Origin of the sequence: Rhizobium sp. CB3060 (assembly GCF_025200735.1) — a bacterium.
Lineage (GTDB): Bacteria > Pseudomonadota > Alphaproteobacteria > Rhizobiales > Rhizobiaceae > Rhizobium.
This window is the reverse complement of the sequence record NZ_CP104160.1, coordinates 90117-105741: the sequence shown is the minus strand read 5'-3', so window position 1 is coordinate 105741 and position 15625 is coordinate 90117. Positions and strand designations below refer to the sequence as shown.

Genomic DNA, 15625 nt, shown 5'->3' with positions numbered 1-15625 from the left:
GCATCGCGGTGAACTTCAGCGAGTGAACGGCAGGCCTTTTATCATTCCTGCGTAGCCGATCGGTCCGAGGCAATCCCCCTTCGGCACCCGGAAAGACCTGTCCATTGCTGCGTAACAAGGGTTCCCTGTCCTCTACGAATTTCTCTTGGTAATTTTGCCAGAGATTAATTCGGTTCAATCCCCGCGGTCGAGCGCCTTCTGATCCGGTGGCGTTAAACCGGGAGTTTACGATGAGAGGAAGAGGCTCAATACTGCTTTGAAGGGCGTTTCAAAACAAGCAGACGGCACTTGCCGTGCTCAGGATTGTTGCCGCGCGGCTATTCACCGAACATAGCGCTGTGAAACTAATTGGCTTCCCCTTTGACGGCGGGGCGACGGCCAGGGAATGCAGTTGGTTTTTCGCCCCCAATGCTGCCCACGGGCGGCGGCGATGCCGCGATCCAGTTTTGCTTCGTCGTCCTGTATGTGGTCTTGGCCCGGCCGGGAGCGTGGAGCTTTGATGCCAAGATGAAACGGATCTGAGCCGACCCCTCGTATCTCGACTTGCCGGGCAGGATCATCACCAGAAAGGTGGGCGCAGCCTTGCTGATCTTCTCGTCAAGCAGTCTCCTGATTAAGGATTGCCGCCACCAAGTGATCAGAACCAGCTCTTTGAACCTTAAGCTGCGGAACTGCTATCCGAGCGAACACGTCCATCTCTTTCAGCCGCCTTCAATCCGCCAGCCTCAACTCCCCGCATACCATTTCCAACCTTAGTTCTGATCCAACGTCGCTTATCAAACGGAAACATAAAATAGTCACGTACGGTGAGTGGCTCGGACTGATCTCGGAGACCAACTTGCGGCCACTCGTCCTTTTTCGGCCAATATGCCGTGCGGAAAACCGTGTCCCATACCGTCGTAAAGAACCCATAGTTTCGATGCCGATGATGCGGTTCCATCGAGTGGTGAATGCGGTGGAATTTGTTGTCGCCGATAATGTATCGGAGCGGCCCAAGATTGACACGTGTGCTAGAGTGAGAAAGGTGGGCCTGAAAGGTAATCAGCGTCATGGCAACGACGGGCACGACGCCTGATTCGAAGTTAATCAGGGTAAGTGGTAGCGTGACAAATAAGGCGTATACAAATGGCTCGGTAAGATGATGGTTACAATTCCACGCCGACAGTTCACGAATTGAGTGATGAGTAGCATGCAGGCGCCACAGGAATGGAACTGCATGTTGGGCGCGATGCATCCAGTAATAGAAGAAGTCACCGGCTATCGCGACGAGCACACCTGAAAGGACGGCGAGGCCCGTGTTAATAATTGGATTGTTGGAGTGAAGCAAGGCACCAAAATTGACCGTTAGGAGCGGCTTTATCCCTAACAATTTCAAACCCACCGCGTACAAGTGCCAGATTACAGCGCCGCATCCAATGCGAATAACCCAATTCCGCGCGCCCCGAACGTACGAGGCAAAGCTATACCGATAAGCCGGAAAGATCACCTCGAGCACGACGCATGTCGTAGCGAAAATCGCAACCAGCGTGAACGATTTCACGAAGAACTGGGCCATCTCCTCAAAATCGAGAACGTACATTAGAATTGCTCCGACGAATTGGCGAACGACGTAATTGCCCTATGCGATGTAGGCGGCGATTGAAAATCGATTGTTTGGATAAGAGCAATTCGTTTTGCAAATGGTTGTCGCCACTCCCCGAGCCGCCGCTGCAATCGGAAAACCGCCGGAGCCATGCTTCTTGAGTGCTGCCACTCTGGCCCGGCGCATAGCATAAGGGGAAATCGGGCGTCTCCTGTTTCAAACAGTTGACGGGCAGAAAACCGCGCACATGGAGATCACCGGTCTTTTGAACGCGACGGTATTCCACTCTTCGTGGGCCAAGAGCAAACGTTTTTTTGGCACGGTTCTTCGGCTCTGCTTCGCGGGAGTCGGGGCCCACGATCCCATCCAGTTTTGCCGCTATGCAGTGTGTTCGCAAAATTTTACTTGGCATGAATTGTGCAGTTTTGCCGTGGAGGAGTCTCAAGCAACTCACCATTCTACCAACCAAGGAGTGTCTAATGGCTACGCCTATTCAGCAATTGACTAATCAGGTCGATGACAATCCCGGGCCAAGATATCAACCGCCATGGGAATTCCTATCGATCGACACGAATACGGGCGTGGGCGGAAAGTACATCTACATCGGCTACATGTTAGGCCAGGAGAATCCGGTGACGTCGGTCGACTTTGTCGCCTACAGTCAAGCACAAGCGAACCCTCCCTCTGGTTGGAGTTGGACCGGGCAAGACTTGAAACAAGGCGCAGGCGGAAAATTCATCTACATGGTCTGGAAAAACGGCGAGCCCGGAAAACAGCCCATCACAGCTCTGCAGTTGCTCGTGACGGGCCAGTCCTCACCCCCGCATATTGCCGGCTACCAGGCGATCAACCAAGACCTAAACCAGGGCGCCGGAGGTCCGTATATCTGGCCATATTACAGCACGACCGTCCAGCTTCAGACCAAGGAGGAGGCAGTGCTCATCAAAGCATAGCCATTCAAAAGCGTCATGACGATCAAGGAACGCTTTGTTTTGCGACTTGCACATTCAGCACAAATTCGACGATGCGCGTATTAGCTCTGGATGTCTGGTCTCGGCTGTGCGGGTCTGCGACCTGATTTTTGTCGCGTACTGACGGGAGTTCCAACGCTGCAGAACCGACGGCAAAGAATGACGAAGTAAAGTAAAATCTAACGATCGTTTCGTATTGAAAACAATCGGTCGCGTCAATCGAGCCAATCTTTTTTCCTCACGGGGTCCTGAAGGAATGCAACCCGGAAGCCCGTCTCCTTGTTTCAGACGGATTTTCTCCATAGTGCGCCCTATAAACTGCGGAAAACCTCCCGAACTGAAAGAATCCCCATTTCAGGCAGATATCTTTCAAAAGCATACGGTTCTCTGGATCGAGCAGGTCCTCCCGTGCTGCCCGCAACCGGAGCATTTGTAAATAGGCTGCGGGTGTCATGTCCTTAAAAGCACGAAAACCAGCTTCGAGTGCTCGGGTTGAAACCCCCACTGCTTCTGCAACCATCGGCATAGTAATCGGCTGATCGATATTGGCTCGCATGAACTCGATCCCGCGTCGAACATGTCTGGGAGCGATCATGCTGGCTTTCTTATCCAGCAGATGCAATAGCCGATGAGGCACCATTCTTATCACCACGTCGGCGAGCGCCTGCGAAATATGTGCCATGGCTATAGGAGACTGCAAAAGCGGACCATTATCGCGTATTCCGTCGATGATTGTTTCGGTGAGATTGCCGATCGTGCGGCCAACTGGCGTTGACAGATCCAGCTCAGGCAAGAGGTCGAGGGAGCCATTGAAAGGCACGTCGAAAGTCTCGCCAATAGTCCGTTGGAACAAGGACCAATCAAGCACCAACTCATCTATTAGATTGGATTGCCCGTGCATCACGATGCCGTCAGGCTCGAAATTCCGGTAAAGAAGCAATTTCCCTTGTGCTGCCTCGGCGGTGCGCGGACCGTACGTAACCCCCATGCCACCGCTGCGCGGCACTACGATCGATAGATGCTCCGTTGCGCCCGAGCACCATTCCGCACGGAACTGAAATCCATCCTGATGGGAACCGGTAATCAATACGGCGCCTTCACAGGCCGAAAGATCGATCCCCCAATGGAAGTCTTGGGAGCGACTGACGAGTTCAGCGTCGAATGTCCCGAAAACCTCGCTGAGAGTTTCGATCATGCTATCGAACGTTGAGCCGCGATATCGAAAAACGGCATCATCGGCGCTATTTTCCATATGTGTCCTCCAGGTGCCAGCGAGATCGTTCCTGTCGGTTCATACAAGATCGTCTCTCGGGTTTCATAGAGCTTGCGACAACCATTTTTTAATTGACCATAGCTCGCTCGGCGCTCGAGACCTCCAGCGAGGAGACGGTGTGTTTCCCTTTCCCTCTTATCCGAGTTATTGGCAATCGGATCTTCAGTCGCCTTCGCCTCTCCGTCGTGGACTGAATGGGCTAGCCGATTACGAGCATAGCAGTAAACAGGCCCGGAGAGCGGTCGTTTTCTTGACATGGTTGCGTCTACTAGCATTCGCCCGTGGCGGGTTCCACCTCGATGCCGTTTTCCTGTCGACCGAATGTCGTTACATACCTATGTCCGCAGGCAATCGACGTTGTCAACCGCAAAATGGCGATTAACACGCGCTGTCGCCAATAATTTCGTGGTATATTCTGAACCAAGAACGAGAGCTTCTTTATGTCAGTCGTAGCTTACTCTTCAGTTTATTTGCTGACCAGATGTCATACGATGACTTCCGTTACGATCCAACGCTGGGAATTCAACGATGGGTGTTCCGGACATAAGACTAGCTTCAGTCGCGAAGCCCTCTCATATCCGCTTCATCTTTGCGTCAAAGCTCCACGCCCCGGGACCTGTAAAGGCCAAATAAAGGAGGATGAAGCAAAACAGGAGCGTATCATCCCCGCCGTTCAGCACGGGAAAGACGCTCTTGCCTGAGAAATGGGTAGTCCAGTAGCCGAGGCCCATTTGCCCTGACAAAAGAAATGCAACCGGTCTGGTCAGGAGGCCAGTCAGCACAGCTAGGCCGCCGAACACTTCCCGAAGGCTAAAAATCAGCATCAGAGTGGATAAATTACCTTCGTCCCCTGCTCCGCCCACGCCGAACGCGGGGAAGCCAACTAGCTTCATGGCGCCATGTTCAATGAGCAGCAGCGCGGTAACGATTCTGAGCACGGCAAGTGCCGTCTGCGCGTGTTTTGAAACATCCTCCAAAGCAGTCTCCAGTTTTCCGGTTGTATCGTCGTAAATTCCGGTCGATCGGCATTCGGATCAGGGGCGCCGGATCGATAGACGGAGTGGCGCTTGATACGGCCCTTGTTTTGTCGTCGGTGTCCGCCGCCTAAAAAACGCACGCGTCAACCGTGCGATCCTTTACTCGAACCGGATCGCAAATCCGTTCCAATCCGGAGGGTCCATGCTCACTTATTGTCCATGAGTTTTTGAGAGATGTAGGTGTATTCGAGCGCGTAGAGGCGCGCGCGTTCCTGCAGGTTGGCGGCAGCGGCGTGGCCGCCCTCGATGTTTTCATAATAGTAGAACGGCAGACCCATATCTTCGAATAGGGCGGCCATTTTACGCGCGTGCACCGGACCGACGCGGTCATCTTTGGTCGAAGTTTCGAAGAAAGGTTCGGGATAGGCCACACCCGCCCTGACGTTATGATAAGGCGAGATTGAGCGCAGGAAGGCGCCTTCGACCGGATCGTCCGGATTGCCATATTCGCCCTGCCACGAGGCTCCTGCCGACATGTGGGTGAAGTTGACCATGTCGAGAAGCGGCACCTGGATCACCGCCGCGTTCCATAGATCAGGGCGCTCGGTCAGTTGCACGCCCATCAGCAGGCCGCCGTTCGAACCACCCATGATCCCGAGATGCGGTGGCGAGGTAACCTTCTTCGCGATCAGGTCCTGCGCCACGGCCTGGAAGTCGTCATAGACGCGCTGACGATGGGTTTTCAAACCGGCCTCGTGCCATTTTGGTCCGAATTCGCCACCCCCTCGTATATTGGCCAGCGCGTAGGCACCCCCCTTTTCCAGCCACAACTTGCCAAGAGCTGCCAAATAGGTGGGACGCATTGAAATTTCAAAACCGCCATAAGCATAAAGAATGGTCGGGTTCATGCCGTCGAGCTTAACGTCCTTGCGCGCCACAAGGAAATACGGAACCTTCGTTCCATCCTCCGAGGTCGCCCAGAACTGCTGTACTTGCAAGTCTTCAGCATCGAAGCGTTGCGGGCTCGACTTGAGCTTCTCGACATTGCCGCTTGCAGCATCGGCGTAAAAAAGGGTTGAGGGTTCAAGAAAACTTTCCGAGAAGATGAACAGGTGATCGCTCTCATTGTCGCTGGAGATCACGGACAAAGTCGCATTTTCCGGCAGTGCCAACTTAAAGGACGTCCAGCCATTCTTGCCGAAATCGAAGCTGCGTAGCTCGCTGCTGAAATCCGACTGGATCGACAGCATGAGGCGGTTCTTGGTCTGGGTAATCCCTTGGACAGACTCGTGGTCGTTCGGCATGAACAGCACAAGTGGTTCGACATGTGCCGGATCGGCGAGCGCCGCGCGGAGATCGAAAGCGATAATCGCGCCGTTGTGGAAGACGGTGCCCTTGGCCGAGACCCAATCCGACTTCAAAGTGTAGATTGCCTGGCCCTTGTAGTAGCGACTCAAAGCGGCCGTGGTCGGGAATGGCAGAACGACCTTGTGGTTGTCGGTGTGACCGTTAGGGTAAAAGGCTAGTTCTGCGTTGAAGGAGTCGACGCCGCGATAGGAGATGTCCATCACATACTTGCCATCGATGTCGCGCATTACGCTGCGTCCAGACGAGACATCTTTCTTGTCGCCACGAAAAATTTCGACCGCCTGATCGAGGCCCTGGCCCCGCTTCAACACCTTGGTGACGTAGCCGTAGCCGGAAGTCGTCACTTCGCCCGGCCGCCATTCCCGGGTCACGTAGATGGTGTTCTCGTCCACCCAAGTTGCCGACTGCTTGCCCTCGGGCAGGACGAAGCCTTCCTTAACGAACTCGCCCTTGGCGACGTCGAATTCGCGTACCACATCTGCATCCTTGCCGCCATCAGACAGGCTGAGCAGGCAGAGATTGTCGACGGGCGGCAGGCAGTTCTCGCTTCTGAGCACCCAGGTCTTATCCTCGAGTTTGGACAGCGCCTCGACGTCGAGAACGACGCGCCATTGTGGGCTTCCGGACCTATAGGCTTCCCAGCTCGTACGCCGCCACAGACCCTGCACGTGCGTGCCGTCCTGCCAAAAGTTGTCGATCATGCCGCCGTGAGCGAAGCCGGGCGGAACAATGCGATCGGTGGCGTGCAGAATCTTCAGAATGTCAGCCTGGTATTCGCCATAGCGTGGATCTTTCGACAGTTTGTTGACGGTTGATTGGTTATGCGCCTTGACCCAGACAATCGCCTTTTCGCCGTCGATCTCATTCAGATAGGCGCGAGGGTCGGCGGCGTCCTTGGGAGCGTTGTTAGGGTTGGAATCGATCGGCTTGGCAACAGTGGTCATCGGGGTCTGGGCAGAAGCCGCCATGGTGAATGCCATCGCCAAAGCCGTAGCCATCACCAATCTATTCAGAAATTTACCGCTCATGATTTGCCTCGCCAAATCCAAAGTCTAAGCGGTTGAAACGAACCGCTCCGCCTCTCGTCTCGGCAAGAGCTGTGCCAATGAAATGCATTTGAATAGACCCATTTGGAATCAACGGTTTGGGAGCAGGCAGGCCGTGTAGGATAAGTGCCACTATAATGTCGCAACCGCTGCAGGCTTGTCACTTGCAGAGGGCTCTGTACGATCATCGGCGTACTGATTTCCCAAAAAGGGCGAATGCGCACATAGGCCATCAGGCCTGGTGTTGTCTCCGAACGGAGTGCGCGGGCGGGAAGGTGCGCCCCGCCGAGGCTCTCGGGAGTGGTCGGCCGCCGCCTGACGAATGGGATTGCGCCGTTGGGGGCGAGCGAGCACATAGTATCTCGCTAGCCTCCAAAAAAACGTGCGGACAATCCACGCCTGAAGGAGGCGCAAAAGGTCAGGCGAATACGCCGATGCTGCCGGTGATGGCGATGGTTAGCGGTCAAATGACAAGAACGCGGTGCGCTGTTGGCGATGCGCGTGCGGCGGTCGTAACCGCCTTTCGACCCGGGGTATAGAGCGCGTCATCGAAACACTGATCAAGTCTAATGACCGCTGGGCGAGCAACAAGGCGAAAGCTTCATGGCAATTGGTGAGAGTCCCTGCCGGCAAGCCGCACCACGGCTATATTAACGACGATCAAGCGCCGCTTCCCTTGAGAACGCCTTTACGCTCCCCGCCAAATTTCATGTCGGTCGCGACAGCTGACCCTACTCGAATTCGGCTGGCCTCGGTCGGCATAGCATCGTAAGCTAGTCTACAAGACACATCCGTTAGATCCGGGTGGTGGCGCGCGGGCCAAGGCCGACTGCTAAGAAGCGGTCGAGCATCGCATTCACTTGGTCAGCCACCTCGATAGTGTTGAAATGGCCAGCCAACAGCGTCTTGGCCAAAACGAGCTGGGAGCAGCGAACCTTTAGCCAGTCGAGATCACATGCAGCGCTCACCAGCGGCACATCGGCAGCGATGTAGGCCATCGGGACCTTGCAACGCGTTGCCGCAGGAGACGCATCATAGTTGAGCATGAAATTGCGCATTGCAGAATACGCCACATGCTGCGGTGTCTTCTCGCACGAGGCGCGGATATAGGTGTTGTGGATGGTCTCGCGCCTGGTAGGAGCGTCGTAGTTGAGGGCCATGGACCACGCGTTTTTTCGCAAAATCTCCCGATAGTTTGCGGTCGAAATTTCATCCAGGAACTGCTCAATTTCGGGGCTGTCACGTAGCGCAAACCGGGGTGTGACAATAGAATCGATCATCACCACACCCGAGGCCAGCTCCGGATGGCGGCCGCACAGCTCGAGCGCGACCGACCCACCCATGCTGTGGCCGATGATTAGCGGTTTCTCCAGGTTGCGCTCGCGGCATTGCCACGCCACGTCGTCAGCAAAACCCTCAATCGTGTACTCCTGCTTCGGCGCATCGCTGTCTCCGTGACCGCGGAGATTTACCGCCATGACGTGCCGACTTTTAGCGAAATATTCAATCTGGCGCGTGAATATCCTGTGATCGCCGGTCCAGCCGTGAATCAGGACGAGCGGCGGACTTTGGGGCGAAGCCGATATTGCTTCGAAGTGCGCAAGGCACACTCCGGCGCGGTTCATAAGGATGGGGCTCGATTCGGCTACATTCATGAGGTCGGCTCCTTTTTTCTGGGTTCGCCAGCCAAGGGCAGAGTGTGTGTGTCATAGAGCGAGCGGAACAACCAACGGCAGTCAGATCGCAAGAGCAATGGTTTGCGGATCCACACTGATCACATCAAGCCGGAGACGAAGATCGACTTGCCCGGTAGGCAAGCATCGAAGGAAAGGTATCGATGCCCAAATCCCCTGGGCGAAATGCCTGAGCGCACCGACGATAAATTAGAACAATCCGAATGCACGATCAAACCGGCCGCAGGTCGCCGATCCGACAATGTTTATTTGCCACCATAGCCTCCAATTCGGCAACGAGACCGGAGGCGGCGATTTCAGCTTTGATGCCATCGCCCAAGCGGCGCGCCGCATCGCGATAGCGCGGCTCCTGTAGCAGCCGACTGACGGCATGGGCGATCTCGGCTTCACTAGCACTCGGGGGCAGTCGAAGACCAGCTCCCTTCGACACAACTCGTGCAGCATTATCCCCTTGGTCGCGCCCGTTCGGGAGCACCAGTTGCGGTAGACCGTTTATCAGCCCCCGGCTGACGGTGCCGTGGCCGCCCTGGGTTATCAAAAGGCAGACTTCCTTCATCACTGTGTCATGCGGTGCGCCGTGCAACAGATGCACGTTCGCGGGGGCGACCAGCTTCCCCGCATCAACATGAGGCCCGATGGTCGCCACCGCATACACGTCCAGCGTACCCAATGCGCAAATGATCCGTTGGACCAAGTCGTCTTGACCCTGAGCGCCGGAGCTGCAGGCGACGAGCACACGAGGTCGATTGGCGTCCACCGGCCAAGGGGCCTTCCAGCTCTTTGACCAATTTGGTTGCTCCAGCAGCGGCCCAACATAACAAACGTTGTCCGGTAGAAGGTCGGCCTCAAAATCGAAGGTCCGGCTGATCGCCAGCAAGTACCGATCGGCACACCCAAATAAATCCACCGTCCTGGCCAAACCGGAAAGCCCCAGCCGGGCACGCGCCCCGTTTAGAAGCGAAAGGAATTGGTTTAGGAAGCCAGCCCAATTTTCGTTCGCCGCCGCGATCGCGATCCGCTCTTCTGGCGTCTGCGGCTGCGCCAATCCGCTGGTGGCCGGCGGAATTCCTGGCAAAGGGCGAAGGCTCACATGGGGTGACAACATTGCGATGGGCACGTCAGCGGCTTCGGCGCCCAACACGGCACCGAACAACATATCGATGGCAATGACAGCGTCCGTCGGTATGCGGCCGATCTCATCCTGGACGTCGGCTGCATAAGCTGGCGCGGGGCCGAACACCGCCTTTTGGAACCAGTCGTGTATGTCTGAAAAGCAAGTCGGATCCGCGTCGATCCCCATCGGGGCACGGCGCCAGCACACGAAGTCGAAACCCGCCGCAGCCACTTCATGCTGCATCTCTGGATCAGCCATAATCCGGACGCTATGGCCGCGCCGTTGCAGTTGTCGAGCTGCAGTCAGCAACGGGCCCAGATTGCCCGACGTCCCCCAGGACGCAAGCAGGAAGCTGTACATCACGCCTCACCTCACTCGTGGTTGAAACCAAATTTCCTCGTAATCGCAAGCTGCCAAAAATAGGTGATCGATAATGGGGACGTCATGTCGAGGTCTGCCGCCGTCACAATCGGAGGCGGGGCGATACAACATACTTTTCGTAACTTCCCTCAGCGGGACCTTTCCGGTTAGAAAGATGATGCTCCTTGCGGCCATCGCAGACGTTCTTGCAGGTGCCGTAAACCCGAAAGGATTCCCCAACTGCACACAGCTCAACCAGCTCGAGAGCTGGCGCAATCGGACGGAAAGGTCTAGCTGCTTAGCCGACCTCGACAAACGCGATATCGTCTTGCGAACTTGCGTCCGTCGCACTGCGGATCCGACGAATCTCCGATCATCTTCAGCTCGCGGGCAGCGAACTCAATGACTTAGCCGCTCAAGTTTCGTTCAACTCCTTCTGTCCTGCAATTTTTAAGACGTTCGAGGCGCTGCGTAAAATTGATTGTTTGAATGAGTACAATCCGCGGCCGGCATGTCTCTGCGCGTTCCTCAAACTCGCTGCCCAAGCGCAATCGTCAACGGCCACCCCCGCTTCCGCCTTTTTCGCAAACTCGCGGCGCCAAGTGTAAATCCGCTGCGGCATTAAATCATGTTGACGAGCAATGTCGGCGGCAATCGCCTGCCGAAGCGGGCAACGCAGCGAGCCGCGACCTTCAAGTCCGCGGAAGAAAAGACGATCTGGGGATTCTTGCTCGAGCGTCAGCGGTGTTATTTGGGTCGATGCGATCGTTTTCATGATCGCCCCACCGGCGGCGGTCGATCCCGTAAACCTCAGTGGGATTGGCGATGAGGCTGGCAATGGTAGTGTGTCCATCGCTTAGCACAACATTAACTAAGGGTGCCTGAATGCCGGCAGCGAGTTGGGCGATGCAGAGCATGGACAACGGCGTCAGTTCCGAAGGTGCAAAGGACGATGGCGCTTCCCGCAGGAAGCGCAGGGCCCATTTTCATCCCGGCGGATTCCTTTACCCGCCTTTCAGAAAGCTCGCGAAATCGGATGGCGATTATTTTTCGGGTTGGACCGCTAGCGCTTCCCGCCAGCAATCAATCTCGCCTCCGGATCCTGACGCAGCCGCCACATGGCGCCGCATCCGATCAGTGGGCCGATAGCAAGCATCATAAACGCACCTGGCCATCCCAGAGCGATCTGCACGACCGGCAGGATCTGGATGCTGAAAAGCGTCAGCAGAAAACCGGCGCAGGTTTGCGCAGTCAGCAAGGTACCGACGGAACTCGGCTCGGCGAGTTCTGCGACAGTTGCCGAAAATTGGGCGGAGTCCGCGATCACGCTAACACCCCACAATATAACAACGGGAGCCAGGACAATCAGCGGCGCGCCATAGAGCCATCCGACGAGAGCGGCACAGGTTCCGCTAACAGCCATAGCGGCGATCGTCACAAACGTCCGCCCGTAGCGGTCGGCAAGTATGCCTCCCAGCCACGATCCGATCGCACCGGAAGCGACAGCCGCAAAGGTCAACCAAGCCGCTTTGGAAGAGTCGAGACCTCGGTCAGCGAAGGACTGATGAAGGAATACCGTCAACCAGGCCCACATTGCGTAGAGCTCCCACATATGGCCAAGGTATCCGAGGTTCGCCTTACGGACCGACGCGCGGCGCCAGCTTTGAGCGATTTGCGAGAAGTCTACTGCCGTGGCTCGGCGTATGTTCGGTCCCAATTGGACGAAGCAGATCAGAATGGCTGCAAGAAATGCTGAACCGGATGCAGCGAGGTAGATGCTTTGCCACCGCACCTCGACAGTCGCAGCCAGGAGATGTGGACTTGCCGAACCGAGCGTAAGGGCCCCAACCAGCAGTCCTATCAGAAGGCCGAGATCCCGGTTTGCCCAGGTCGCCGTTATGCGCATGCCGACGGGATAGACGCCAGCCATACATAGCCCAGTAACGAAGCGCAGCAGGATCACGCTCATTCCAGTCGGCGAAATGACCACGAGGCTCAGAGTGGCCAGCGCTGCCGTGACAGCGCATCCGGCAAACAGTCGGCGCGGATCGTATCGATCGGCGAGAGAAAACAGTGCGGAAAAAATCGTTCCTACGACGAAGCCTATTTGAACGGCACTCGTAAGCAACGCCTCCTCGGCGGAGGTGATCGGCTGTTGCTGCTTTATGCTAGCAATCGCGGCGCTGGAAGAAAACCACACGCTCATCGCCGACACCTGGGCCGCGAGGATCAGCGCCAAGGAACGCCACTTGCCATCGCTCAAATGGGTTCCAGGTAGGGCGGCATGCGAATGCAAACAATCCGATTTAACCTGCTTGCCCATTTCTTCAGGTCCGGATATCGGCAGGACGCGCAGCGCTGATGCCAACGCGGTGGAAGTCTCGCCCGAAATAGATGAGCCCATCGCAACCGGGCTGATTTCGAACGGCCATCACTCGGCAATAAAAAACGGTGTGGGTACCCACTTCCGAGACGGAATCGACATCACAATCGATAGCACAAACAGCCCCTTCGAGCACCGGAGCGCCCGTTTCAAGAACGCTCCACTTGGCGCAGGTGAGGCGCTCGCCGACCGACAGGCCCTTCGTAGCGAACTGCATCGCTACGTCCCGTTGATCGGCCGAGAGAACATTGACACAAAGATTTCCATTCTTCCGAATGATTTCGTTGTTGGCGCTCGAGCGATTGATGCAGACGAGGAGCGTCGGCGGCTCGTCGGTCACAGAGCAGACTGCGGAGACTGTGCAACCTGCCAGCCCCGCGACCCCGTCCGATGTGACGATATTAACTGCCGCGGCAAGGCCTGCCATAGCGTCTCGGTAGTTGGACTTATCAACCATGTGAAATCCTCCATCTCACGAGTGAAGTCACTTGGCAGTCGCACCGCCGCGATACTTCGCGGCCGCATGCGTCGCGGGCAAACGGGGATGACCGAACAACTTTTCCCGGTAGGTGCCCTCGGCGTAGGACGTCTTATAGACACCCTTTTCCTGCAGCAGCGGGACCAAATAGGTGACCACGTCGTCGATGCTTTCCGGCGTGACGGTGCGGGACAGGTTGAATCCGGCAATACCAGTTTCCTCGCTCCAGCCGATCAGCGTATCCGAGATTTCCTCGGCGGAGCCGACCCACGGGGCTTGCCGGCTGCCGAGCACCATCTGTTCCAAGAGCTTGCGGCGCGTCCATTTGGGGCCAGCAGCCTTGTTCATGATTTCAACGTTGGAGACGATTGCCTGGCTCTTTCCGGTTTCGATGGGCTCGTCAAGGTCGTATTTCGCGAAATCGATGCCGAGCGAGGCCGCTGCATGTACGAGCGCCGCCTCTGAGCTGACATATCGGCGGTATTCCTCGAATTTTTCCCGAGCCTCAGTGGCCGTTTTGCCAATGATGAGCGTTGCGCCAAGGAAGACCTTTACGTCTTCTGCGGATCGCCCCTTTTCTTCCGCGCGGGCCTTGATGTCGGTGGTGATGCCTTTGACATCTTCCTTCTTCTGGCCATTGACGAAGACACACTCCGCATGGGTGGCGGCGAACTCCCGACCCCGGGCCGACGAACCTGCTTGATACAAAACCGGTGTGCGCTGGGGCGACGGTGAGCAAAGATGCATCGCATCGACCTTGTACTGCGGACCTTCGTGGTGAATGACGCGCACTTTGCTCGGATCGGCGAAGACAGCATTGTCTTTGTCGACAATGATGGCCTCATCATCCCACGAACCTTCCCACAGCTTGTAGACAAGCGACATGTATTCGTCGGCGAGATCATAACGGTCGTCATGGGCAATTTGCCCCTGAAGGCCGATTGCTCGCGCGGCACTGTCTAGATACCCGGTTACAATGTTCCAGCCGATGCGCCCGCCGGTCAAATGGTCTAGCGTGGACATACGGCGGGCAAATAGGAACGGCTGCTCATAGGTCAGGTTGCAGGTAACACCAAATCCAAGGTTCTTGGTAACGGCCGCCATTGCGGGGATGACGATCGTCGGATCGTTGGCCGGGATCTGGACTGCGCCGCGGACAGCAGCGTTCGGGCTGCCGCCATAAACATCATACACGCCAACGACATCAGCGAAGAAAACTCCGTCGAACAGGCCTTGTTCGAGTTTAAGGGCATAATTTGTCCAATATTGAAGATCGTTGAACCGATATGATTGATCCCGGGGGTGAGCCCACAGCCCTTGCTGAATGTGACCTGGGCAAAACATATCAAACGCGTTCAGATGTATTGGGCGAGCCATAGGTGTCCCTTGCTATTTCGAGCGCTAATGTCCATCTTAATATAATAATTATATCACTAAAATGGACAAATGCGCGATGTCAAGAGAGTTTCATACTCAGCATCACCGAGTTGAAAACTGCACTGAGTGATCGACGCCGCCCTCGTTAAGAGCCTCATTTGGGGATTGCGACCCCACTCCGATGCGCTGGCAGTCTCTTCTCCCCCGAACAGAAGAGGCAAGGATCGCATCGGCGATCCTTGCCTCTAATGTCATTCGGCGCGCGCCTTCATTTGAAGGATCGTCCTACATCCTTTTCATGGCTCCCGGAGTACAATCACCACATATCGGCACTCTTCACCTGTCTCATTCTTGAAGGTGCAATCATTGGGAGGACCGAGTTCCAGGCAGTCTCCCTCTTTCATCTCATGCCTGAAGCCGCCTTCGATGAAGACGAGTTCACCCTGCAAAATCCATACGAGGTGTTTGCGATGCGCGTATGAGGAAGCTGGAAAAGACGATTGCTTTCCGGCAGGAAAAGTGACGTCGATTACATCGACCGGCGTGGAAGAACGAGGAGAAACATGGGTGCGCACGTAGCCCGTGACCGGATCGATCCAGGTGGGCTGATTGCATTTCCGCAGCAACATTCCTTCCTGCATCTCCGCTCGAACCATCAGCGTAGACATGCTGATCTCAAAGGCGCCGGAAAGGCGAGCCAGTAAGGTTGCCGTTGGGCTAGCGCCGCCGCGCTCAACTTTATGGATCATCGCACGCGATACGCCGGACCGCTTTGCTAGCTCTGTCAGCGACCAGCCCCGGAGTTCGCGCTCAATTTTTATTCGTGCGCCGAGGCGCTCATCAACGTTATCCAACATAATAGACAGTCTTGACCTGGTTTTTTTAAAGGGTTCCGAAGTGGCTACAGCGTCAACACGCCGACTTTTTGACTTGTCAGGTTAGTTTCAATCGATTATCGATCACGACAGCCACTCTGCCTTAAACTGCGGATCGGCACCAATC

At 56.0% G+C, this 15625-nt stretch carries 12 protein-coding genes; 1 reads left to right on the top strand and 11 read right to left on the bottom strand.

Features of this window, described 5'->3' with window-relative positions:
* Positions 1–658 precede the first annotated feature (658 nt).
* Positions 659–1579: a sterol desaturase family protein gene (locus tag N2601_RS30050; RefSeq protein WP_260305638.1), complete on the bottom strand. Its 921-nt coding sequence runs from the start codon at positions 1577–1579 to the stop codon at positions 659–661.
* 482 nt (positions 1580–2061) lie between these two features.
* On the opposite strand from N2601_RS30050, the gene N2601_RS30045 reads away from it, so the two are divergent.
* Positions 2062–2535 carry a hypothetical protein gene (locus N2601_RS30045; protein WP_260305637.1) on the top strand — a complete coding sequence of 158 codons (474 nt, stop codon included), beginning with the start codon at positions 2062–2064 and terminating at the stop codon, positions 2533–2535.
* 256 nt (positions 2536–2791) lie between these two features.
* Here N2601_RS30045 and N2601_RS30040 read toward each other — a convergent pair whose 3' ends face one another.
* The 10 genes from N2601_RS30040 to N2601_RS29995 all read right to left on the bottom strand — a co-directional run bounded on the left by N2601_RS30040 (position 2792) and on the right by N2601_RS29995 (position 15489).
* Entirely contained in the window at positions 2792–3805 is a 1014-nt protein-coding gene (locus N2601_RS30040) for a helix-turn-helix transcriptional regulator (protein ID WP_260305636.1), read from the bottom strand.
* A 593-nt stretch (positions 3806–4398) separates the two neighbouring features.
* Positions 4399–4803, bottom strand: a complete 405-nt coding sequence (locus tag N2601_RS30035) for a DoxX family protein (RefSeq protein ID WP_260305635.1) — start codon at positions 4801–4803, stop codon at positions 4399–4401.
* Positions 4804–5009: 206 nt separating this feature from the next.
* Entirely contained in the window at positions 5010–7199 is a 2190-nt protein-coding gene (locus tag N2601_RS30030) for a prolyl oligopeptidase family serine peptidase (protein ID WP_260305634.1), read from the bottom strand.
* An 812-nt stretch (positions 7200–8011) separates the two neighbouring features.
* The gene (locus N2601_RS30025) at positions 8012–8872 is read right to left on the bottom strand and encodes an alpha/beta fold hydrolase (RefSeq protein WP_260305633.1); all 861 of its coding nucleotides are present in this window, start codon (positions 8870–8872) and stop codon (positions 8012–8014) included.
* A 250-nt stretch (positions 8873–9122) separates the two neighbouring features.
* Positions 9123–10385 carry a glycosyltransferase gene (locus N2601_RS30020; RefSeq protein WP_260305632.1) on the bottom strand — a complete coding sequence of 421 codons (1263 nt, stop codon included), beginning with the start codon at positions 10383–10385 and terminating at the stop codon, positions 9123–9125.
* A 415-nt stretch (positions 10386–10800) separates the two neighbouring features.
* On the bottom strand, positions 10801–11160 hold the full coding sequence (locus tag N2601_RS30015; RefSeq protein ID WP_260305631.1) for a hypothetical protein: 360 nt from the start codon (positions 11158–11160) through the stop codon (positions 10801–10803).
* Positions 11161–11448: 288 nt separating this feature from the next.
* On the bottom strand, positions 11449–12648 hold the full coding sequence (locus N2601_RS30010) for an MFS transporter (RefSeq protein ID WP_260305630.1): 1200 nt from the start codon (positions 12646–12648) through the stop codon (positions 11449–11451).
* Positions 12649–12712: 64 nt separating this feature from the next.
* Complete coding sequence (locus tag N2601_RS30005; protein ID WP_260305628.1) at positions 12713–13225, bottom strand: flavin reductase; 513 nt, start codon at positions 13223–13225, stop codon at positions 12713–12715.
* Between the two features lie 27 nt (positions 13226–13252).
* On the bottom strand, positions 13253–14623 hold the full coding sequence (locus N2601_RS30000; protein WP_260305623.1) for an LLM class flavin-dependent oxidoreductase: 1371 nt from the start codon (positions 14621–14623) through the stop codon (positions 13253–13255).
* 296 nt (positions 14624–14919) lie between these two features.
* A complete protein-coding gene (locus N2601_RS29995) occupies positions 14920–15489 on the bottom strand; it encodes a helix-turn-helix domain-containing protein (protein WP_260305806.1) in 570 nt (189 codons plus the stop codon).
* Between the last annotated feature and the right edge of the window lie 136 nt (positions 15490–15625).